The sequence below is a fragment of the Catelliglobosispora koreensis DSM 44566 genome (assembly GCF_000379685.1).
Classification (GTDB): Bacteria; Actinomycetota; Actinomycetes; order Mycobacteriales; family Micromonosporaceae; genus Catelliglobosispora; species Catelliglobosispora koreensis.
The window spans coordinates 1,467,176-1,487,195 of record NZ_KB903249.1; the positions used below are offsets into that span (position 1 = coordinate 1,467,176).

The 20,020-nt window shown below is 65.5% G+C and carries 21 protein-coding genes; 18 read left to right on the forward strand and 3 right to left on the reverse strand.

Annotated elements, in window-relative coordinates; all coding sequences use genetic code 11:
- Genes fmt through A3E1_RS0106900 form a run of 11 tightly spaced genes read left to right on the forward strand, consistent with a single transcriptional unit; the run spans position 1 to position 9,076 of the window.
- The gene (gene fmt, locus A3E1_RS0106850; RefSeq protein ID WP_020520013.1) at positions 1 to 927 is read left to right on the forward strand and encodes a methionyl-tRNA formyltransferase; all 927 of its coding nucleotides are present in this window, start codon (positions 1 to 3) and stop codon (positions 925 to 927) included.
- Positions 924 to 2,354, forward strand: a complete 1,431-nt coding sequence (locus tag A3E1_RS0106855) for an RsmB/NOP family class I SAM-dependent RNA methyltransferase (protein WP_245571093.1) — start codon at positions 924 to 926, stop codon at positions 2,352 to 2,354. Before fmt ends, A3E1_RS0106855 begins: the two co-directional genes overlap by 4 nt.
- Positions 2,351 to 3,028, forward strand: coding sequence for a ribulose-phosphate 3-epimerase (gene rpe, locus A3E1_RS0106860; RefSeq protein ID WP_020520015.1), 678 nt, complete (start codon positions 2,351 to 2,353; stop codon positions 3,026 to 3,028). Before A3E1_RS0106855 ends, rpe begins: the two co-directional genes overlap by 4 nt.
- Positions 3,029 to 3,036: 8 nt before the next feature.
- On the forward strand, positions 3,037 to 4,041 hold the full coding sequence (locus tag A3E1_RS0106865; protein WP_020520016.1) for a GGDEF domain-containing response regulator: 1,005 nt from the start codon (positions 3,037 to 3,039) through the stop codon (positions 4,039 to 4,041).
- Between the two features lie 13 nt (positions 4,042 to 4,054).
- A complete protein-coding gene (gene ribD / locus A3E1_RS0106870; protein WP_020520017.1) occupies positions 4,055 to 5,146 on the forward strand; it encodes a bifunctional diaminohydroxyphosphoribosylaminopyrimidine deaminase/5-amino-6-(5-phosphoribosylamino)uracil reductase RibD in 1,092 nt (363 codons plus the stop codon).
- Between the two features lie 11 nt (positions 5,147 to 5,157).
- On the forward strand, positions 5,158 to 5,736 hold the full coding sequence (locus tag A3E1_RS0106875; protein ID WP_020520018.1) for a riboflavin synthase: 579 nt from the start codon (positions 5,158 to 5,160) through the stop codon (positions 5,734 to 5,736).
- Positions 5,733 to 6,968: a bifunctional 3,4-dihydroxy-2-butanone-4-phosphate synthase/GTP cyclohydrolase II gene (locus tag A3E1_RS39295; RefSeq protein WP_020520019.1), complete on the forward strand. Its 1,236-nt coding sequence runs from the start codon at positions 5,733 to 5,735 to the stop codon at positions 6,966 to 6,968. The genes A3E1_RS0106875 and A3E1_RS39295 overlap by 4 nt, the downstream gene beginning before the upstream one ends.
- Positions 6,968 to 7,486, forward strand: coding sequence for a 6,7-dimethyl-8-ribityllumazine synthase (ribH, locus tag A3E1_RS0106885; RefSeq protein WP_020520020.1), 519 nt, complete (start codon positions 6,968 to 6,970; stop codon positions 7,484 to 7,486). The genes A3E1_RS39295 and ribH overlap by 1 nt, the downstream gene beginning before the upstream one ends.
- A 24-nt stretch (positions 7,487 to 7,510) precedes the next feature.
- A complete protein-coding gene (locus tag A3E1_RS0106890) occupies positions 7,511 to 7,774 on the forward strand; it encodes a phosphoribosyl-ATP diphosphatase (RefSeq protein ID WP_020520021.1) in 264 nt (87 codons plus the stop codon).
- 10 nt (positions 7,775 to 7,784) lie between these two features.
- Positions 7,785 to 8,615, forward strand: a complete 831-nt coding sequence (gene hisG / locus A3E1_RS0106895) for an ATP phosphoribosyltransferase (protein WP_020520022.1) — start codon at positions 7,785 to 7,787, stop codon at positions 8,613 to 8,615.
- On the forward strand, positions 8,615 to 9,076 hold the full coding sequence (locus A3E1_RS0106900) for a PH domain-containing protein (RefSeq protein WP_020520023.1): 462 nt from the start codon (positions 8,615 to 8,617) through the stop codon (positions 9,074 to 9,076). The genes hisG and A3E1_RS0106900 overlap by 1 nt, the downstream gene beginning before the upstream one ends.
- Here A3E1_RS0106900 and A3E1_RS0106905 read toward each other — a convergent pair.
- Positions 9,034 to 9,378, reverse strand: a complete 345-nt coding sequence (locus A3E1_RS0106905; RefSeq protein ID WP_026208169.1) for a cupin domain-containing protein — start codon at positions 9,376 to 9,378, stop codon at positions 9,034 to 9,036. The two genes, A3E1_RS0106900 and A3E1_RS0106905, sit on opposite strands and share 43 nt — an antisense overlap.
- 315 nt (positions 9,379 to 9,693) lie before the next feature.
- Between A3E1_RS0106905 and infC the strand changes: the two genes are divergently transcribed.
- The 6 genes from infC to pheT all read left to right on the forward strand — a co-directional run bounded on the left by infC (position 9,694) and on the right by pheT (position 15,330).
- A complete protein-coding gene (gene infC / locus A3E1_RS39300; protein ID WP_020520025.1) occupies positions 9,694 to 10,275 on the forward strand; it encodes a translation initiation factor IF-3 in 582 nt (193 codons plus the stop codon).
- Between the two features lie 43 nt (positions 10,276 to 10,318).
- Complete coding sequence (gene rpmI / locus A3E1_RS0106915) at positions 10,319 to 10,513, forward strand: 50S ribosomal protein L35 (protein WP_026208170.1); 195 nt, start codon at positions 10,319 to 10,321, stop codon at positions 10,511 to 10,513.
- Positions 10,514 to 10,553: 40 nt separating this feature from the next.
- Complete coding sequence (gene rplT / locus A3E1_RS0106920; RefSeq protein ID WP_020520027.1) at positions 10,554 to 10,928, forward strand: 50S ribosomal protein L20; 375 nt, start codon at positions 10,554 to 10,556, stop codon at positions 10,926 to 10,928.
- Positions 10,929 to 10,930: 2 nt separating this feature from the next.
- Positions 10,931 to 11,710 (forward strand): TrmH family RNA methyltransferase, encoded by a 780-nt coding sequence (locus tag A3E1_RS0106925; protein WP_020520028.1) that lies wholly within the window; start codon positions 10,931 to 10,933, stop codon positions 11,708 to 11,710.
- A gap of 102 nt (positions 11,711 to 11,812) precedes the next feature.
- Positions 11,813 to 12,859: a phenylalanine--tRNA ligase subunit alpha gene (gene pheS, locus A3E1_RS0106930; protein WP_020520029.1), complete on the forward strand. Its 1,047-nt coding sequence runs from the start codon at positions 11,813 to 11,815 to the stop codon at positions 12,857 to 12,859.
- Positions 12,860 to 12,861: 2 nt separating this feature from the next.
- A complete protein-coding gene (gene pheT / locus A3E1_RS0106935; protein WP_026208171.1) occupies positions 12,862 to 15,330 on the forward strand; it encodes a phenylalanine--tRNA ligase subunit beta in 2,469 nt (822 codons plus the stop codon).
- Positions 15,331 to 15,384: 54 nt separating this feature from the next.
- Here pheT and A3E1_RS0106940 read toward each other — a convergent pair whose 3' ends face one another.
- Together A3E1_RS0106940 and A3E1_RS0106945 are read right to left on the reverse strand one after the other, a co-directional pair.
- Positions 15,385 to 18,621 carry a S8 family peptidase gene (locus A3E1_RS0106940; RefSeq protein ID WP_020520031.1) on the reverse strand — a complete coding sequence of 1,079 codons (3,237 nt, stop codon included), beginning with the start codon at positions 18,619 to 18,621 and terminating at the stop codon, positions 15,385 to 15,387.
- A 53-nt stretch (positions 18,622 to 18,674) separates the two neighbouring features.
- Positions 18,675 to 19,118, reverse strand: a complete 444-nt coding sequence (locus A3E1_RS0106945; RefSeq protein WP_157631342.1) for a hypothetical protein — start codon at positions 19,116 to 19,118, stop codon at positions 18,675 to 18,677.
- A 204-nt stretch (positions 19,119 to 19,322) separates the two neighbouring features.
- On the opposite strand from A3E1_RS0106945, the gene A3E1_RS0106950 reads away from it, so the two are divergent.
- Positions 19,323 to 20,015 (forward strand): META domain-containing protein, encoded by a 693-nt coding sequence (locus A3E1_RS0106950; RefSeq protein WP_169454372.1) that lies wholly within the window; start codon positions 19,323 to 19,325, stop codon positions 20,013 to 20,015.
- Positions 20,016 to 20,020 lie beyond the last annotated feature (5 nt).

Here is a 20,020-nt window from a genome sequence, read left to right on the forward strand (position 1 = left end):
ATGCGCCTCGTCTTCGCCGGAACCCCGGCCGTCGCGCTTCCCGCGCTAGAGGCCATCGCCGCGTCAGAACACGAACTTCTCGCGGTGGTGACCCGCCCTGACGCTCCGGCGGGGCGTGGCCGTCAGCTGGTGCGCTCCGAGGTGGGCGCCTGGGCCGATGAGCGCGGCATCGAGGTGCTGACGCCGGATCGCCCGCGTGACCCTGTGTTCCAGGAACGGTTGCGTGAGCTGGCCCCCGACTGCGCTCCCGTAGTCGCCTATGGTGCCCTAGTGCCACGGTCCGCTTTGGACATTCCCAAGCACGGCTGGGTCAACCTGCACTTCTCGCTCCTGCCGGCCTGGCGTGGAGCCGCACCCGTGCAGCACGCGATCTGGCATGGCGACGAGGTCACCGGTGCGTCGGTGTTCCAGCTGGAAGAGGGCCTCGACACCGGTCCCGTTTTCGGCACCTTCACCGAGACCATCAAGCCCAGCGACACCTCGGGCGATCTGCTGGAACGCTTGGCACAGCACGGCGCTGGCTTGCTGGTGTCGGTTTTGGACGCGATCGGCTCGGGGCAGGCACGGGCGCTGGCTCAGCCAGCCGAGGGAGTCAGCCTCGCCCCAAAGATAACGGTCGATGACGCGCACGTGCGCTGGGATGAGCCAGCCTTCGCTGTCGACCGCCGGATTCGCGCGACCACCCCGGCTCCGGGCGCGTGGAGTGAGTTCCGTCTAGAGCGGGTAAAACTCGGCCCGGTGACGATAGTCCCCGACGGGCCGAAGCTTAGGCCGGGTGACCTGCTCGTGGAAAAGAAGCGGGTGCTCGTAGGCACGGCGACCGATCCGGTCGCGCTCGGTGAGGTGCGAGCCGCAGGCAAAAAGCCAATGGCGGCCGCGGATTGGGCCCGGGGAACCCGGGTCACCAGTGAGGAGACGTTTTCGTGAAACGGGGAACCAGGCCCGGCGGAGCACCAGTAGGCCGCAGCGGGCGGGCGCCCAAGGCCGGGCGGCCGATAAGCGATCACGCCCGGATGACGGCCTATCAAGCGTTGCTGGCCGTGCACCGCGATGACGCCTACGCCAACCTCATCCTGCCCAGCCTGATCAACGAGGCCGGGCTGAGCGGGCGTGACGCCGCCTTCGCCACCGAACTGACCTACGGGACGCTGCGCCAGCGAGGCACGCTCGATGCCATCATCGCCAAGGCCGCTGACCGTGAAGTCGCGCGGATTGACCCGCCGGCCCGCGACGCTTTGCGCATGGGCGCTTATCAGCTTCTGCACACCCGCGTTCCCGCGCACGCGGCTGTCGCGTCAACGGTGGATCTGGTGCACTCGGTCGCTCCGGGCGCGGCTGGCTTCGCCAACGCTGTCATGCGCCGCATCGGTGAGAAGGACCTCGACACGTGGATCGAGCTCGTCGCACCGTCCGAAAAGGACGATCCGGTCGGCCATCTCGCGGTGACCTACAGCCATCCAGAGTGGATAGTGCGGGCGTTTCGCGACGCGCTCGGCAGCGACGCGGCTGAGACGGCACGGCTGCTGTCGGCTGACAACGACCGTCCAGAGGTGCACCTGTGCGCCCGCCCTGGGCTGATCGATCCACATGACTTGGCCGATGCCGTGCACGGATCGCCCGGCGCGTTCTCGCCCTACGCGGTCTACCTGGGCTCAGGTTCGCCAGGCGATCTGCCTGAGATCAAGCGCGGTCAGGCACACGTTCAAGACGAAGGCTCCCAGCTGGTCGCGCTCGCGCTCGCGAACGCCCCGCTGGAAGGCGAAGACCGGCAGTGGCTTGACCTGTGCGCGGGGCCGGGCGGAAAAGCGGGGCTACTGGCCGCGATAGCCAAAGAACGCGATGCGTATCTGACGGCCGTCGAGATCACCGAACAGCGCGCCAACATGGTCGCCAACGCGGTGAAAGGCTTGCCTGCCAGCGTTATCTGCGCCGACGGCCGCGAAGCGGGGGAGAGCCGGGACCTTCCGGCCGAAGGCTTCGACCGTGTACTAGTCGACGCTCCGTGCACGGGGCTTGGATCGCTAAGGCGGCGGCCCGAATCGCGTTGGCGCAAACAGCCTTCCGACCTGCCCCCGCTGACGAAACTTCAGCGGGAGCTGCTGACCGCGGCCCTGCGGGCGGTCCGCCCCGGTGGCGTTGTCGCCTACGTGACCTGTTCGCCGCACCAGGTCGAAACGCGCCTGGTCGTCGACGACATCGTCAAGCGAGGCGCCGGCAAGGTCGAGCTCATCGACGCCCGGCAGGCCCTGCCTGCGGGCATGCCCAATCTGGGCGAAGGCCCAACGGTGCAGTTGTGGCCGCACAAGCACGGCACCGATGCGATGTTTCTTGCGCTGCTGAGGAGAGTTTCGTGATTATCGCCCCGAGCATCCTCGCCGCCGACTTCTCCAAGCTGGGAGAAGAAGCACGGGCGGTCGAGGCGGGAGCCGACTGGCTGCACGTCGATGTGATGGACAACCACTTCGTGCCCAACCTGACGATCGGCTTGCCGGTGGTGACGAGCCTGCGCCAGGCGACCAGCCTGCCTTTCGACTGCCATCTGATGATTGAGAATCCGCAACGGTGGGCCCCGGGTTACGCCGAGGCCGGTGCCTACAACGTGACCTTCCACGCCGAGGCCAGCGAAGATCCCATCGCATTGGCCAAGGATTTGCGGCGGGCTGGATCCCTTGCGGGGCTTGCGATTGACCGTGACACCCTCGTTGAGCCCTATCTCGATCTGTTGCCTCACTTCGATACCCTCCTGATCATGACGATCAAGGCCGGCTTTGGCGGGCAGCAGTTCATGCCAGAGCTGCTCGACAAGGTGCGCGCCGCACGGGCGCACGCCAAGACGGGCCACCTTGACCTGCGGATCGAAGTGGACGGTGGCATTTCGGCCGACACCATCGCCGCAGCGGCTGAGGCGGGGGCCGACGCTTTCGTCGCTGGGACTGCCGTTTATTCCGCTGCCGACCCGGTGGCCGCCTGCCGTAAACTGCGGGCCCTGGCTGAATCCGCCGTCTCCACTGGAGGGTCATCAGTTTGACCAGCCCGATGCCGCAAGAGCCGGAAGTGATCCTGGTCGTCGACGACGATCCCGACATCCTGCGTGTGGTGGAGGTGAACCTGCGCCTGCATGGCTATCAGGTGCTGCTGGCCAAAAGTGGTGGTGAGGCGCTGGCGATGCTGGAGGTCCAGCGCCCGCATCTAGCCCTGGTCGACTTGATGATGCCCGGGATGGATGGCCTGGAGCTGACGCGCCGGCTGCGCGCCGATCCGATGGTGACAGCGCTGCCGATCATCATGCTGACCGCGAAAGCATTGGTGTCAGACAAGGTGGCCGGGCTGGCGGCCGGGGCAGACGATTACATCGTCAAACCTTTCGATACCTCTGAGCTGCTGGCACGGGTGCGCGCGACGTTGCGGCGCAACCAGGAAGCCCGAGAGGTCTCGCCGCTGACGGGCCTGCCCGGCAACACGAGAATTCAGCGTGAGATCGCCGACCGGCTGCGCGCCCGCAGCGAGTTCGCGGTGTGTTACGTCGACATAGACCGCTTCAAGAGCGTCAACGACGCGTACGGGTTCGCCCGTGGCGATCAGTTCATTGGTGCCCTGGCCCGTTCGCTGCGCCGGGCCACTATCGCCGCCGGGCTGCCGCCCGCCTTCCTCGGCCACATCGGCGGCGATGACTTCGTCGTGGTGTGCAGTCCCGACCAGCTTCGCCCGGTCACGGAGAAGGCGGTCGGCGACTTCGAGATCGCGGCGGACGAACTCTATGACCCGATCGACGCCGGGCGCGGCTACCTGGAGCTCTATGACCGGCAGGGACGCCTGCACCAGGTGAACATCGTCACGCTGTCGATCGGTGTCGCGCTGTCGAGTTCGCGCGGCTACCAGCACCCCAGCGAGGTGTCCGAGGTCGCGTCGGAGATGAAAGCGGTGGCTAAGAAGCATCCGGGCAACTGGGTCTCCGTCGACCAGCGCAGCAAGCACCTGGGACTTCCCGCCCAGCGCACCGCAGGGCAGGAGACTGCGTCGCCGCAGGAACTAGGCCCGTGACAGACTGCCACCCATGGGTCAGGAACCGTTCGTGAATCACGCGGAAACAAGCAGGGCTGAGAGTGCCGCGATGGCACGTGCCATTGAGCTTGCCGCGCGTGGATTGGGAACGACGAGCCCGAACCCGGTCGTCGGCTGTGTGCTGCTGGACTCGGCCGGAGTTGTTGCGGGCGAAGGCTTTCACGCTTATGCGGGTGGGCCACACGCGGAAATCGTCGCCTTGGCTCAGGCTGGCGAGCGGGCCAAAGGCGGCACCGCGGTCGTCACCTTGGAGCCGTGTAATCACACTGGCCGCACCGGCCCCTGTAGCGAAGCGCTGATCCGCGCCGGGGTGACCCGCGTCGTGATCGCGGTGTCCGACCCGAATCCGGTGGCGACCGGTGGTGCAGACCGGTTGCGTGACGCCGGCATTGAGGTCATCACAGGGGTACGCGAGGCCGAAGCCGAAGACGGCAACATCGCCTGGCTCACCTCGGTGCGCCGGGGCCGCCCGTTCGTCATCTGGAAGTCGGCGTCCACATTGGACGGACGCGCCGCCGCGTCAGACGGCACCAGCATGTGGATCACGTCGGAAGCGTCGCGAATGGACGTTCACCGGCTGCGGGGGACGGTTGACGCCATCATGGTCGGCGTCGGCACTATCCTGTCCGATGATCCGCGCCTGACCACCCGTGACCTGCGCACTGGCAGCCTGGCGATCCGTCAGCCGTTGCGTGTCGTGATCGACTCCGAGGGCCGTACGCCACCTGACGCCCGCGTACGCGATGGGGCCGCTCCCACGTTGATCGCTACGGTCGCGAGCTTCGGCAAAGGCCCCGATGGCAAGGTCGACCTGCAGAAGGTCCTGGGCGAGCTGCACCATCGCGGCATCCGCAGTGTGCTGCTCGAAGGCGGTCCGCAGCTCGCGGGCGCCTTCCTGGCGGCCAGTCTGGTGGACCGCGTGGTCTATTACCTTGCCCCGAAGCTGCTCGGTGATGGTCCCGCTGCGCTTGTTGGGGCTGGAGTGACAACGATCACTGGGGCCATCGATCTGGAAGTGCTCGACGTTGACCGGATCGGGCCAGACTTGAGGCTGACCGCCAAACTGCGGAGCCCCGCAACCTGAAGAGGAGCGCAATGTTCACCGGCATCGTTGAGGAGCTCGGCGAGGTAGTTGAGCGCGAAGGAGAGCTGCTCAAGATCCGCGGGCCGCTCGTCACCACCGACGCGAATCATGGCGACTCCATCGCCGTCAACGGGGTATGTCTTACGGTGACAGAGGTTCATGACGCGATTTTCACCGTTGAGGTGATGAAAGAGACGTATGACCGCAGCTCTCTCGGCTCCATCGTTACAGGGGAGAAGGTCAACCTCGAACGGGCCGTCACCGCATCCACGAGGCTCGGTGGCCACATCGTTCAGGGACACGTCGACGGCGTCGGCGTGATCACGGCCAAGCAGCCGGGTGGCGGCTGGGAAGATGTGCGGATCACGTTGCCTGAGGGTCTAGACAGGTACATCGTGGAGAAGGGTTCGATCACTGTGGACGGCATTTCGCTGACCGTGGTGGCCGTTGACCGGGAGGGTTTCACGGTCAGCCTGATCCCGACCACCCTGGAATTGACGACGCTGGGGCACAAGGGAGTGGGGTCCCTGGTGAACCTGGAGGTCGACGTGATCGCCAAATACGTGGAGAAGCTGGTGAGCAAAGCGTGAGTACTCTCAATTCGATTGAGGACGCGATCGCGGCCATCAAAGCCGGCCGTCCCGTGGTCGTTGTCGACGACGAAGACCGTGAGAACGAGGGCGATCTGATTTTCGCCGCGGAGAAGGCCAGCCAGGAGCTGCTGGCGTTTACCGTGCGCTACACCTCGGGCTACATCTGCGCGGCGATCACCGAGGAGGACGCGGACCGGCTGGAACTGCCGCCGATGTACTACACCAACCAGGACAAGCGCGGCACGGCTTATGCGGTGACCGTCGACGCTCGCGAGGGCATTTCGACGGGCATTTCCGCGGCTGACCGCGCGCGCACGATCCGTTTGCTGGCCGATGAGGCGACTCGCGCCGCCGAGCTGGCCCGCCCGGGGCACGTGGTTCCGTTGCGCGCCAAGAGCGGTGGCGTGCTGCGCCGCCCAGGTCACACGGAAGCCGCCATTGACTTGGCGATGCTCGCCGGGCTGCGCCCGGCCGGCGTGCTCTGTGAGCTGGTCAACGATGACGGCACCATGATGCGGCTGCCCGACCTCAAGCGGTTCGCGCAGGAGCACGAATTGGTGCTGGTCTCTATCGCGGACCTCATCGCTTACCGCCGCAGGACCGAACAGCTCGTGCAACGGGTCGCCGAGACGCGCCTTCCCACGGAGTTCGGGGAGTTCACCGCGATCGGCTACCGCGCGACGCACGACAACGTGGAGCATGTCGCGCTCGTCTACGGCGACATCGGCGATGGTCAAGATGTGCTAGTGCGCGTGCACAGCGAGTGCCTAACGGGTGATGTGTTCGGCTCACTGCGCTGCGACTGCGGTCCGCAGCTGCATGACGCGCTGAACCGGGTCGCCCAGGAAGGCCGCGGTGTGGTGCTCTACGTCCGGGGTCACGAGGGCCGCGGCATTGGCCTGATGCACAAACTTCAGGCCTATCAGCTGCAGGACGCCGGGCGCGACACGGTTGACGCCAATCTCGATCTCGGATTGCCGGCCGATGCCCGTGATTACGGTACGGGCGCGCAGATTCTCTACGACCTCGGTGTCCGCACCATGCTTCTGCTCACGAACAACCCGGCGAAGCGGGCCGGGCTCAATGGGTACGGGCTGAAGGTCGTGGGCCGGGTCGCGATGGGCACCCGCGCGCACAAGGAGAACTTGCACTACCTGCGCACCAAGCGCGACCGGATGGGTCATGAGCTCGACCTGCCCGCCGATCTGGAACTGGAAGGGCTGAGCTGATGGCCGGGCACGGCGCACCGACCGCGGAACCCGTTGCGGCTAAAGGACTCCGGCTCGGCATCGTGGCCACGACGTGGCACGGGCTGCTGGTCGGGCAGATGCTCGACCGGGCACAGGCCGCCGCCGAAGCGTGTGGCGTGACCGATATCACGATCGCGCGTGTTTCTGGCTCCGTAGAGCTGCCTGTTGTCGCTCAGGCATTGGCGCGCAGCCATGACGCGGTCGTCGCTTTGGGTGTCGTGATCCGGGGCGAGACGGCCCATTTCGAGTACGTCAGCCAGTCGGTGACAGACGGCTTAACCCGTGTGGCGCTTGATGAATCGACTCCGGTGGCACATGGCGTGCTGACCGTCGACACCGAGCAGCAGGCCCGTGACCGGGCCGGCCTTCCCGACTCCAACGAGGACAAAGGCTGGGAGGCGGTTATCGCCGCGCTCGGGACGGCGCTCACGCTAAGGGATCTAAGCCAAGGGCCTCCGCCGGCGGGCCGCCAACACCGCGGACCCGCCAAGGCGTAAGCCCCAAGGCTTAAGCTAGGCGGCGTGAAGACATTCGAGGGCCTGTTCGAGGAGCTGCGCGCCAAAGTCGCCGCGGGCGATCCGAGTTCAGGCACGGTGGTCGCGGTGCGCGACGGAGTCCATGCGGCGGGGAAGAAGGTCGTCGAAGAGGCGGCCGAGTCGTGGATGGCCGCCGAGCATGAGGGCCATGAGCGCGCGGCTGAGGAGATTTCTCAGCTGCTCTACCGGGCGCAGGTGCTGATGCTTGCCGCCGGTATCGAACTCGAAGACGTCTACCGCCACCTGTAGGAGCCCCGCTGTGCTTCGCATCGCCATTCCCAACAAGGGCACGCTTTCGCGGCCCGCTTCAGACATGCTCCGCGAGGCGGGCTACCGCCAGCGTACGGATGAGCGTGATCTGACCTGTTTAGACACTGACAACGAAGTCGAGTTCTTCTATCTGCGCCCGCGTGACATCGCCACTTATGTTGGCTCGGGCGACCTCGATCTGGGCATCACCGGGCAGGATCTGCTGCTCGACCAGCGCTCGCCGGTTCAGCAGTTGCTAGAGCTGGGCTTCGGCGGGGCGACCTTCCGTTTCGCCGCGCCCGATCCGAGCGTCAGCCTGGACGGCAAGCGCATCGCGACCGCCTACCCGCACCTGGTCGAACGCCACCTCAGCGACAACGGTGTGAAGGCCGAGGTGGTCAAGCTGGACGGTGCCGTCGAGAACGCGATCCGCCTTGGAGTCGCTGACGTGATCGCCGACGTTGTCGCGACCGGAGCCACATTGCGCCAGGCCGGCCTGACCCCCATGGGTGACCCGATCCTGGAGTCGCAGGCGGTGCTCATCTCGCGCGATTCACCCGATCACAACGGGGTAAGCCAGCTCGTTCGCCGCCTGCAGGGCGTCCTTGTCGCTCGCCGTTACGTCATGCTGGCCTATGACGTGCGTGCCGATCAGCTGGACGCCGCGTGTGCGGTGACGCCGGGCATTGAGGGCCCAACGATCTCGCCCTTGCACCGTGAAGGCTGGGTCGCCGTGCAGGCAATGGTTTTGCGCTCTTCGGTGCACCGGATCATGGACGAGCTTTACGACATTGGCGCCCGCGCCATCCTGGTCACCGATATCCACGCTTGCAGGTTGTGATGACTTTCCAGTACCGGCCCAAACGCGTTCGCGTCGTCTGCATAGCGGCGGCCGCGGCCATTTTCGTCCTGTTCACGATCATCGGCACCGCACTGACCACGGTCGGCGAAGGCGTCTTCAAGCCGGGCGATCAATACGCGATGGTTCTGCTCGGGGCGCTGTTCGCCGGGGGAATCATGCTCATCGCCAGGCCGCGCGTCGCCGCCGACGCCGAGGGGATCAAGGTCCGCAACATCATCGGTGGGTACGCGCTGCCGTGGAACGTGATCACCAAGGTGAGCTTCGACCGGGGCCAGCCGTGGCTCTACCTGGAGCTGGAAAACGACGACGTGGTGTCGGTGCTGGCCGTGCAGGCCGTGGACAAGGAACATGCCGTGCAGGCGGTGCAGACGCTGCGCTCCCTGCACGCTCAGGCACGTCAGCCCGCCGAAGGCCCCAGCACGCTTTCGCCGGTTGACTGACCCGGTTCTTTCAGCTCAACGAAGATCGAGTGCGTGGGAGTGTCACCGGTGTTCTCGCCGGTGTGCTCCTGCGCCCCGAGCCAGCGGACCTGATGTTCGGCCAGTTCGACGTCGGCCTGCTTGCCACCTGAGGAGATGCGCCGCTTGAAGGCGCTGAGCGTCACCATCACGCTGTCCGGATGCTGATGCGCGTGGGTCTTGTCGCCGGGCTGGTCACGGTACTCAAGCACGCGTACCCGGTCGTTTTCGAAGATGACTTTGTAGTGATCCGGGTCGGTCACGGCAGGGTCCTGAGGGCTCATGACCTCACGGTACGGCTCTTTTTGGTGGGCAAATAGGGCATGTGTTAGTCTTGCCGAGTCGACCTGACGGCACTCTGTGCTGTCATTCAAGCGGAGCGCCTGCTCCCACCCATCCGGTTCAGCCGGATGAGGTCCGGTCACCAGGACATTGTGCCTGGCTGGGTGCACTGACGTGTGCCACGACCGGTCGAGCGGGCCTGGGCTATATGCCTGGGCCTTCTGCTTGTCAGGGTTAGCGACGCGAGTCGCCGGCTTTGACCACGGTCGTATGTCAGGAAGCACTATCGAGGAGGCCACATCAGCGTCGAGCCACGCGTGAACGAACAGATCCGGGCACGAGAGGTCCTTCTGATCGGTCCTGAGGGTGAGCAGGTGGGCGTTGTCCCACTTGACCGAGCCCTTCAGCTGGCCGCAGATGTCGATCTGGATCTGGTCGAGGTTGCGCCTATGGCACGCCCGCCCGTCTGCAAGCTCATGGACTACGGAAAGTTCAAGTACGAGAGCGCGCTAAAGGCAAGGGAAGCCCGGCGAAACCAGCAGCAGACGGTCATCAAGGAGATGAAACTCCGGCCAAAGATCGACTCGCATGACTACGAGACCAAGAAGGGTCACGTCATGCGGTTCCTCAAGGCAGGAGACAAGGTCAAGGTCACGATCATGTTCCGCGGCCGCGAACAGCACCGCCCTGAGCTGGGTTTCCGGCTCCTGCGCAGGCTGGAAGAAGAGGTCGCGGAGATGGGATTCGTTGAGTCCCAGGCCAAGCAAGACGGCCGAAACATGATCATGGTGCTTGCACCACACCGCAACGCCAAGGCTCTCGCCCGCAAGGGTGAAGGCGATGGCGCCATCGAGGCCTTGGGAGACGAGACCGTCGCCGAAGCCTCCGCGCAGGGCTGAACGCACAACGGCCTGTTCGAATTTAGTCAGGGGAGAACTTTCAATGCCGAAAATGAAGAGCCACTCCGGCATGGGCAAGCGGGTGAAGGTCACCGGCTCGGGCAAGATCGTTGCCGAGCAGGCTGGCAAGCGTCACCTGCTGGAGGGCAAGTCCTCCCGCCGCACGCGCCGGCTGACGGGCACCGTTGAGGTCGCCAAGGCCGACGTTCCGCGGATCAAGAAAATGCTTGGGCGCTGACGCGCGCCAACCCTGTCCAACTGATTAAGGAGACGACGAGATGGCACGCGTCAAGCGGGCGGTAAACGCCCTGAAGAAGCGCCGGGTAATCCTTGAGGGCGCCAAGGGCTACCGCGGTCAGCGGTCCCGGCTGTACCGCAAGGCCAAAGAGCAGATGCTGCACTCGATGCAGTACGCCTACCGCGACCGCAAGGACCGCAAGGGCGACTTCCGTCAGCTGTGGATCACCCGTATCAACGCGGGTGCCCGCGCGAACGGGATGACCTACAACCGCCTGATCCAGGGCTTGAAGCTGGCTGGCGTCGAGGTCGACCGCAAGATCCTCGCCGACATGGCGGTGAACGACGCGGCGGCTTTCGCCGGCATCGTCGAGATCGCCAAGAAGGCCGTGGCGTCGGCTCAGGCAGCCGCGTAACCTTGCGCAACGCAACCAAACCCGGGGAAGGTCCGTTCACGACACGGACGCCCCGGGTTTCTGCTGCTATCAAGTTGCATCGCCGCAAAGACCGGGACGCGACCGGGCTGTTCCTGGCCGAGGGCCCGCAGGCGGTCAACGAGGCGCTTGCCGCTGGCGTCGTCAAGGAGCTGTTCAGCACCAGAAGCGACTATCCAAACGCGACGCTCGTGACCGAGGAAGCCCTGCAAGCCTTGGCGGACACGGTCAGCCCACAGGGGGTTGTGGCCGTGTGTGAGCAGGCCAGCGTTCCGCTAGGGCAGCTCAAAGCCGGCAAGCTCATCGCCGTGGCGGTCGACATCAGGGACCCGGGAAACGCGGGAACGATTCTGCGCACCGCCGACGCGGCGGGGGCCAGTGCGGTGATCTTCGCGGGTGAGGCTGTCGACCCGTATAACGGCAAGTGCGTGCGGGCGAGTGCGGGCAGTCTGTTCCATGTGGACATCGTCCGCGAGCGGTCCGCCGCCACCGTCATGACAGCGTTGGCCAAGCACGGCATGCAGATCCTGGCGACCAGTGGCCGGGGCGCCACCGACCTGTTTGAGCTGGAGCCACATCTCGCCAAGCCGACCGCTTGGCTGTTTGGCAGCGAGGCACACGGGCTGCCCGCTGAGGTCCTGGAAAAGGCGCAGGCGGTCCGGGTACCCATCTATGGGGGTGCCGAGAGTCTTAACCTGGCTGCCGCCGCGGCGGTGTGCCTGTATGCTTCGGCTCGTGCGCAGCGTTCTTCCTATGAGCTTTAGCCAGCCCGCCAGGGGCTGAGCGCGCACTTCAGACTGCTCCCGGTGGGCTGTGGCCAAGCCACGGAACCTAGACTATCTCGGTTGCCAGCATCTGGAGTTCTCATGTCATACGACCCGAAATCGCCCGAAGCGCTTTCGCCTGAAGCGCTGAAGGGTTACGCCGCCGATGCCGCTACGGCATTCAGCGCGGCGGCGAACCTCAAGGCATTGCAGGAACTAAAGCCAGCCCACCTCGGTGACCGTTCTCCGATCGCGTTGGCGCGACGGGAAATCGGCACCCTGCCCCCAGCCGCCAAGGCCGACTCGGGCAAGCGTCTCAACGAAGCACGCACCGAGATTCAAGCCGCCTACGACGCACGCCTGGCTGAGCTTGAGGCCGAGGAGCAAGAGCGCGTTCTGCGCGAGGAGCAGGTCGACGTCACCCTGCCCTGGGACCGGCGGCCCCGTGGCGCGCGCCATCCACTCACGACACTCATGGAACGCGTCGGCGATTTGTTCGTGGGCATGGGTTATGAGGTGGCTGAGGGTCCGGAGCTGGAGCTGGAGTGGGCGAACTTCGATGCCCTCAACATCGCGCCCGACCACCCGGCCCGCGGTCTGATGGACACGTTCTGGGCCAGCGAGGGCCTGGTGCTGCGCACCCACACGAGCCCGGTGCAGGCGCGCACCATGCTTATGCGCCAGCCACCGATCTACATTGTCGTGCCGGGCAAGGTTTACCGGTCCGATGAATTCGACGCGACCCACTCGCCGGTCTTCCACCAGGTCGAGGGTCTCGTGGTCGACAAGGGCATCACCATGGCCCACCTCAAGGGAACGCTGGATCACTTCGCGCGGGCGATGTTCGGCGCGAACGCTAAGACGCGCTGGCGGCCGCACTACTTCCCGTTCACGGAACCTTCGGCGGAATTCGACGTGTGGTTCGAGGCGCACCGCGATGGCCCGCAATGGGTCGAGTGGGGTGGCTGCGGCATGGTGCACCCCAACGTTTTGCGGGCGTGTGGCATCGATCCCGAGGTGTATTCAGGGTTCGCCTTCGGGATGGGCATCGACCGGACCCTGATGTTCCGCAACGGTGTTTCGGACATGCGTGACATGTTCGAAGGCGACGTGCGCTTCACCCGCGCATTCGGCATGGAGGTGCAGTGACCATGAAACTTGGCCTTTCCTGGCTGCGGGAGCATGTCACGCTGCCCGCCACCGTCACAGCCTCCGAATTGGACAGTGCGCTGACCGACCTCGGCATCGAGGTCGAGCACATCGTCGATCAGCGCGAGTCCGTGCGCGGCGAACTGGTCGTCGGCCGTGTGCTCACGATCGAAGAGCTCAAAGAGTTCAAGAAGCCGATCCGGTTCGTGACCCTCGACATTGGACGGTCCGCGCCGCAGGAAGTCATTTGCGGGGCGACGAATTTCGCCGAGGGCGATCTCGTCGTCGTCATCCTGCCCGGGGGAGTGCTGCCGGGCGGATTCGAGGTGGGCTCACGCAAGACCTACGGCCGCGTCTCCAACGGCATGATCTGCTCCGCCCGCGAGCTCGGCATCAGCGACGAGCACGCCGGCATCATCGTGCTCGACCCTTCCGTTGAGGCCAAGCCGGGCGATGACGCCAGGCCCGTTGTTGGACTCGACGACATCGGCCTCACGCTTGAGATAACCCCCGACAGGGGGTACCAGATGAGCGTGCGCGGAGTGGCAAGAGAGCTGGCACACGCGTACAAGCAGAAGTTCAGCGACCCTGGGTTCGGCCCACGGACCGAGGGCACGAAGAAGCCTGCCTATCCGGTGAGCATCGAGGACACGGCTGGCTGCGACCGTTTCGCGGCGCGCATGGTGCGCGGTGTCGACCCCAAGGCGGTCACGCCCGACTTCATGCGGCGGCGCCTGACGACGGCTGGCATCCGGGTGCTCGGGCTGCCCATCGACATCACGAACTACGTGATGCTGGAGCTGGGCCAGCCGATGCACGCCTTCGACGCTGACCGGCTCAAGGGCGGCCTCGTCGTGCGCCGGGCCAAGGAAGGCGAGAAGCTGACCACTTTGGACGGTGTGCAGCGGACGCTCGCCGCCGAAGACATGGTGATCTGCGACGACACTGGCCCGATCTCGCTCGCGGCCGTCATGGGTGGCACCACGTCTGAAGTCGAGCCGACCACGGTGAACGTGCTTTTCGAAGCGGCACACTGGGATCCGGCGATGGTCGGCCGGACCGCCCGCCGGCACAAGCTGTTCAGCGAGGCCGCCAAGCGCTGGGAGCGCGGTGTCGACCGCAACCTGTGCCTGGTGGCGATCGAGCGTGCCGTGAACCTGCTCGTCGAGCACGGCGGTGGGAAAGCCGGGGCCGAGGTGCTGGACCTCAACCACCCGCAACAGCCCACGATGATCTCGATGGCGGCGGACAAGCCCACCAAGCTGATCGGCGTGGACTATTCCGTTGACCGGATCGCGGACATCCTGACCGAAGTCGGCTGTGACGTCGCGGCCTATGACGACCGCGTCGACGTCATCCCGCCGTCGTGGCGGCCCGACTTGCGTCAGCCTGCCGACCTGGTCGAAGAAGTGGTACGCCTCGATGGCTTCGCCAAGGTCCCGAGCGTGCTGCCCATCGCCCCGCCCGGCAACGGCCTCACGCCACAGCAGCGCCGCCGGCGGTCGGTCGGGCGCACCCTGGCCGAGCAGGGTTACGTGGAAGTCATCACGTTCCCGTTCGTCTCAGCGTCCATGATGGACACCCTGAGCGTCCCGTCCCCGGCGGTGCGGCTGGCCAACCCCCTGTCCGAAGAGGAACCGTTCATGCGCACGAGCCTGCTGCCTGGGCTGCTGGGCGCACTGAAGCGCAACCTCGGGCGGGGCAACCGCGACGTCGCGCTCTACGAGCAGGGTCTGGTCTTCTTGCCTGCCGAGGGCGCCGTCGCGCCACCCGTGATGGGTGTCGCCGGGCGGCCCGAGGAAACGTTGTGGGACAAGGCGAACGAGGCTGTTCCGCGTCAGCCGCTGATGGCCGCCGCGGTGCTCACCGGTGAGGCCGAGCGCTCCGGATGGTGGGGGCAGGGGCGTGCCGCCTCGTGGGCCGATGCCGTTCAGGCGGCTCGTGATGTCCTCGCCGCCGCCTCGGTGCCGGCTGCCGACATCGAGGTCACACAACTGGTGTCTGAGCCGTTCCATCCGGGACGGTGTGCTCAGATCAGCGTGGCCGGGCGTCCTGTGGGCCGGGCTGGCGAGCTGCACCCAGCTGTCTGCGCGGCACTCGATCTGCCGCGGGGCACCAGCGCCATGGAGATTGAGCTCGACGCGGTCCCGTTGCCGGCCGTCACGCCACCGCCGAAGTTCTCGGGCTACCCGCCCGCGCTCATCGACGTCGCGTTGATCCTGCCGTCATCGGTGCCGGCCGCCGAGGTGGAGCGGGCGCTGACGGAAGGCGCCGGGGATCTGCTCGAATCGGTGCGGTTGTTCGACGTCTACGCGGGCAAGGGCATCGAAGACGGCAAGCGCTCGCTGGCGTACAGCCTGACGTTCCGTGCGCCAGACCGCACCCTGAAGGTCGAAGAAGCCGTAGCGGCCCGTGACGCGGCTGTCGCCGTTGCCGCGCAACGCTTTGGCGCTGTCCTGCGCGGCGCCTAATCCCGTGCACAGAAGTGGCCCCGGAGTCTTCTCCGGGGCCACTTCACGTTTTCGCTAACGGTAGGCGCGGATGATGGTCTGCTCCACCTCGCTTCCGGCGGTGCCGCGTGCCTTTACCCGCAAGGAAACGAACTGCCCGGCGGCGGCCTGTGGAAGGCTGGCGCTAAAGGTTTCCAAGCCCTCTCGGCGCACGATGACCTGTTGCCACGTCACTCCGTCGTCAGTGGAGACCTGCAAGGCGAAAGAAGAGATGAATTGCCAAGGCACGCCATGCGCCTGCCGGACCGTGAACGAGGCCCTTCCCGCGGCCGGGTGGTTGTTCGCGTCGAGCGGCAGCGCGTAGTCCACTGACAGCAAGGGCAGTGGGGCACTGGCCGTTCCCTTGGGTGCACCCGAGCGGAAGGTCCACGCCGTCACGACCCGGTTCGAGACGGGCAGATAGCCACTGGCGTCCACGTCATGGGTGAGCCGGTAGGTGCCCGCCTGTTCAGGAACCGCGAATTCGCCCATGTATCCCTGGCGGATCGCGATCGGCTCACCGTTGAACTCCAGCGTGAGCTCGCCGTTTCCGATCTCGAAACAGGTGAACCGCTGATGCTGGTCAGTCATGGGCACGAGCATGATCGACATGTTGCCCCGTGTGCGGGAAGGTTTCGTTGGCTCACAACCGCTTTGGGAGGTCGCCGGGTTGTCGTACCAGTCGGGGCGCAGCGGCTGGCGTACCCACGTCTTCTGGTGCCGGCTGCCGGCCTCGTAGGTAAGGATGCCTTCCTGCGTGACGACCCCAAACCCGATGCCGCCGTTGTAGAACGCCTCATCGACGTAGCCGTATCCGGGGGAGAGGTAGTCGGTGCGCCGGTGCGGCAGGTTGTCCGTGTCGTTTTCCATGACGTAGATTCCTGACGGGCTAAATCCGTAACGCTTGTGCTGCACATAGGTCGGATCCGTGTCGAGGCGGTGGAACAACTGATCGATGCGGATGAGGCGTGATTGTTCGGCCCGGGTGAACCGGTAGTTCAGGTCGGCCGGAATACCATTTCCGTTGGCGCGCAACAGATCGTAGAGGAACGGGCTCGGCTCGTCGCCCGGCTTCAGGAGACTGAACGTCGTAAACGTCTCGAACTTGCCGACTCCGGCGCTGCCGACAGGGCTGGCGAACAAGCTCTCCTCGCGTGCGGCGTCTCCCCAGGCGAAGGCGAAGTTGTACCAGCTTTGGCCGCGTCTGGCCGATTGCTCATAGGTGATCCCCTTGGCGTTGGGCACCGTGTCAACACCTTCGACGGTCGCGGTGACCGGCTTGGCTTTGGCGCCATCGAGGACGAAAGCCGTGTCAGCAGCGATGGTGATGTCGGCGCTGCCAACGATCGCCGCGATGTCCGGGCTGAACTGACCGACCGAGCCCAGGATGCTGTAGCGCCCCGCGGGCACGCGCATCGTGAAGCCCGGCCCACCCGGCGTAACGAAGAACATCGCCTTCGAAATCGAGGGATCGTCAAGGTTCACGAGGTCGCCGAACCCGTAAACGAACCCTTCCGGGTCGGTTCCCGGTGTCAGCGTGGCGGTCAGATGGACATCGAACGAAGGTGGCTCAACATAGAACGTCACGGGTGTTATCGCGACCGAGTCGCGCCCCTTCGCGGTGACGGTCGCCGTGTAGAAGCCGGAGGCGAGTGAGGCCCGGTTGACTGTGAGCTTGCTGCCCTGCAGCGTGACAGCGCCAGCAGGCACCGCTTTGCCCAGCCGGTCCGTCGCGGACAGGCTGGTCTGCACGGGCTCGCTCCAGCTGAGTTTCGCCTCGGTGCCCTGGGCGCCGAGGTTGACGATCGGCTGAGCGCTCACGGCGCCCTTGAGCGCACGAGCGACGTTGAGCCGTCCCGATCCGGAAACGTAGGTGTCGTTGCCCCGCAACGGATCTACCGCGCCGACCAAAGCACTCTTGAGCTGCGCGGGCGTCCAATCCGGGTAGCGCTGTGCGAGGATCGCGGCGCCTCCCGCGACGTGGGGCGTTGCCATCGAAGTACCAGAAAGGGCGGTGTATTTATCGTCGACCAGCCGGCCAAGTGAGGTGCCCGCGGCGCGCCCAGCGACGATATCCACTCCAGGCGCGACTAGTTCCGGCTTGGCAGCGCGAGTGTTGATGACCGGCCCATGACTGGAAAACCAAGCTAGGCGGTCGTTTCCGTCGACCGCGCCGACCGTGAGCGCTTCCGTCGCGGCCGCTGGTGAGCTGATGGCATCCGGTCCGTCGTTTCCAGACGCGACCACGAAGAGCGTGCCGTGCTGCGCGGTCAGGGCGTTGAGCGCCTGTGACATCGAATCGGTTCCATCGCTTGGTTCCCAGCCGCCGAGGCTCATGTTGACCACCTTGGCGCGAGCGGCGGCCCACTCCATGCCAGCGATGATGTCGGATTCCTCGCCAAAGCCGTGGTCGTCGAGCACTTTGCCGATCACTAGCTTCGCTTCAGGAGCAACGCCTTTGCGCTCGCCCCTGGCGGCCGCACCCGTTCCGGCGATCGTGGTGGCGACGTGGGTCCCGTGGCCGTGCCCGTCGCTCGCGTCGCCGCCGGCGACCGTGAAGTCGGCTTGTTCGGACACCTGGCCTGCCAGGTCGGGGTGGGTGAAGTCAGCACCGGTGTCGAGGACGGCGACCTTGACCCCCTGCCCGGTGTGGCCCGACTCCCACGCCTGCGGCGCGCTCACCTGGGTGAGATTGCGGTCCATCCGGCTTTGCGTCACCCGCACCCGCCGGTCCAATCTGACCAGTGCGCTTGCCGTGCCGGCGGTGTTTGCCCTGAGCGACTTCGCGTGCGCGCCAAGGGTTTGCAGGAAGTTCGTTCCCTTCAGGTGCTTCAGTGCCACCGAGCCGATGCTCTTCAGAGCCGTTCCCTTCGCCACACCGGCTTCCTGCCGCACGATCAGCGGAAGCTCCTTGGTGCTCGCGTCGTCATAGCCTTCCTGGATCAGTGTGGTGACGTCGAACAGCTTGGGATCGAGCACCGAGCCGAGCAGCGGAGCGGCTTCGAGCGGCACGACCCGGGCATGCCCGTCCGGCCCGCAACCGCGCACCTGCACACCACTCGGCTTGGCTGGCTTCACTGAGATGAGAGGGCACCCCGACCGTCTGGTCACGACAGTCACGACATCGCCGGTCAACAGCGTCACCGTGTATCGCTGGGCATCGGGTGACGGGGTGCCCTGCGCCGCCGCAGGCTGGATCACGCCTTGCATGGTCGCCACCACTACCAGTGGCAGACTCAGCAGAAGCGAGGCTTTGCGTCTCCATTTGGTCATGAACCCGAAAACGTTTGCGGTCGATGTCCGGTTGCACGTTTTCGGACAATTTCTCAGGTTCGCTGTGGCGAGTAAACCGTGTGGAACCGAAGTGGCTGGCCAGGCGCTGTTGAGCCCATCATCAACTTGCCCTTGGCGATGGGGCTAGGAAGACCCCAGCCAAGACCGGTGCAAGCCAGCGTTTGACCGTAGGTGAGCACCTTGCTGCAGGTCGCTGATCCCGTGGCGGTCGCGCCGGTTAGGGAAACCTGAATCGAGACGGTGGCCACGGTGTGGAAGCTGGTGACCCAGCCGTAGGCCCGGACCGGGGAACCGTTGTAGCCAAAGTGTTCCAGGCACACTGTGACGTAGAGGCTCGGCAGGTACGGATTGGGTGCTTGAGTGTTGGAACACGTGTAGTACGTCGCCGCCGCTGCCGGAGCGCTGGTGGCCACGACGCCACCGATGGCGATCAGCCCGATCGCGGCTGTTTTGGCGATGAGGTGTCGAAGTCTCATGCGAGCCAGGATGAAACTGTCCGTCACGGTGCCTTCAAGGGCGAGTCAAGGTCCAGTCAGTGCCTAGGCTGTCCAGGGAACCGGCACGAACGCGGGCTCGTCGAAAGGGACATGATGAAGATTGCGTCTGCCTTGATGGGCGTGCTAGTTCTGGCGGCTGGCTGCGGTGGGATCAGCCAACCTGGAGGCCCGGGAGACTCCAAGGTGAACACCCTTGTCGGGCGGACCTTCCTGTCAACGGAGGTCAAGGGGCACTCCCTGGTGCAAGGCAGCCGCGTCTCGGTCGCCTTCCCGGAAAAAGGCAAAGTGACCGTCCAGGGCGGATGCAATCACCTTTTCGGCACCGTGGTGGACGAGCCGGGTGACAAACTGGTGATCACCGACATGGGTGGCACCGATATGGGCTGTGACCAGCCGCTCATGCAACAGGACGAGTGGCTCACCAAGTTCCTGACCAGCAAGCCGGTCTGGGCGCTGACGGGCGACAAGCTCGTCTTGACCGGAACCAACGAGGAGCTGACGCTGGTGGACCGCAAAGTGGCCGACCCCGATCGCAAGCTGACCGGCACGAAATGGGTCGTGGACACCCTGCTCGAAGGTGATTCGGCCTCATCGATCCCGCAGGGAGCCGAAGCCCACCTGACGTTCACCGACGACGGCAAGGTCACCGGTAATACGGGCTGCAACGCCCTGACCGGTTCGGCTAAGGTCTCCGGCAACAAGATCGTCTTCAGTGCGGTCGCCACGACGAAGATGCTCTGCGCTGGCGCGGCAGGCGAGCTGGAAAAGGCCGTCCTGCCGATCCTCGAGGGCGAAGTGACGATGAAGATCGATGCTAATAGGCTCGAACTCAAGCAGGCCGGTGGCAAAGGACTTCAGCTCAAGGCCACCGCGTAATCTGA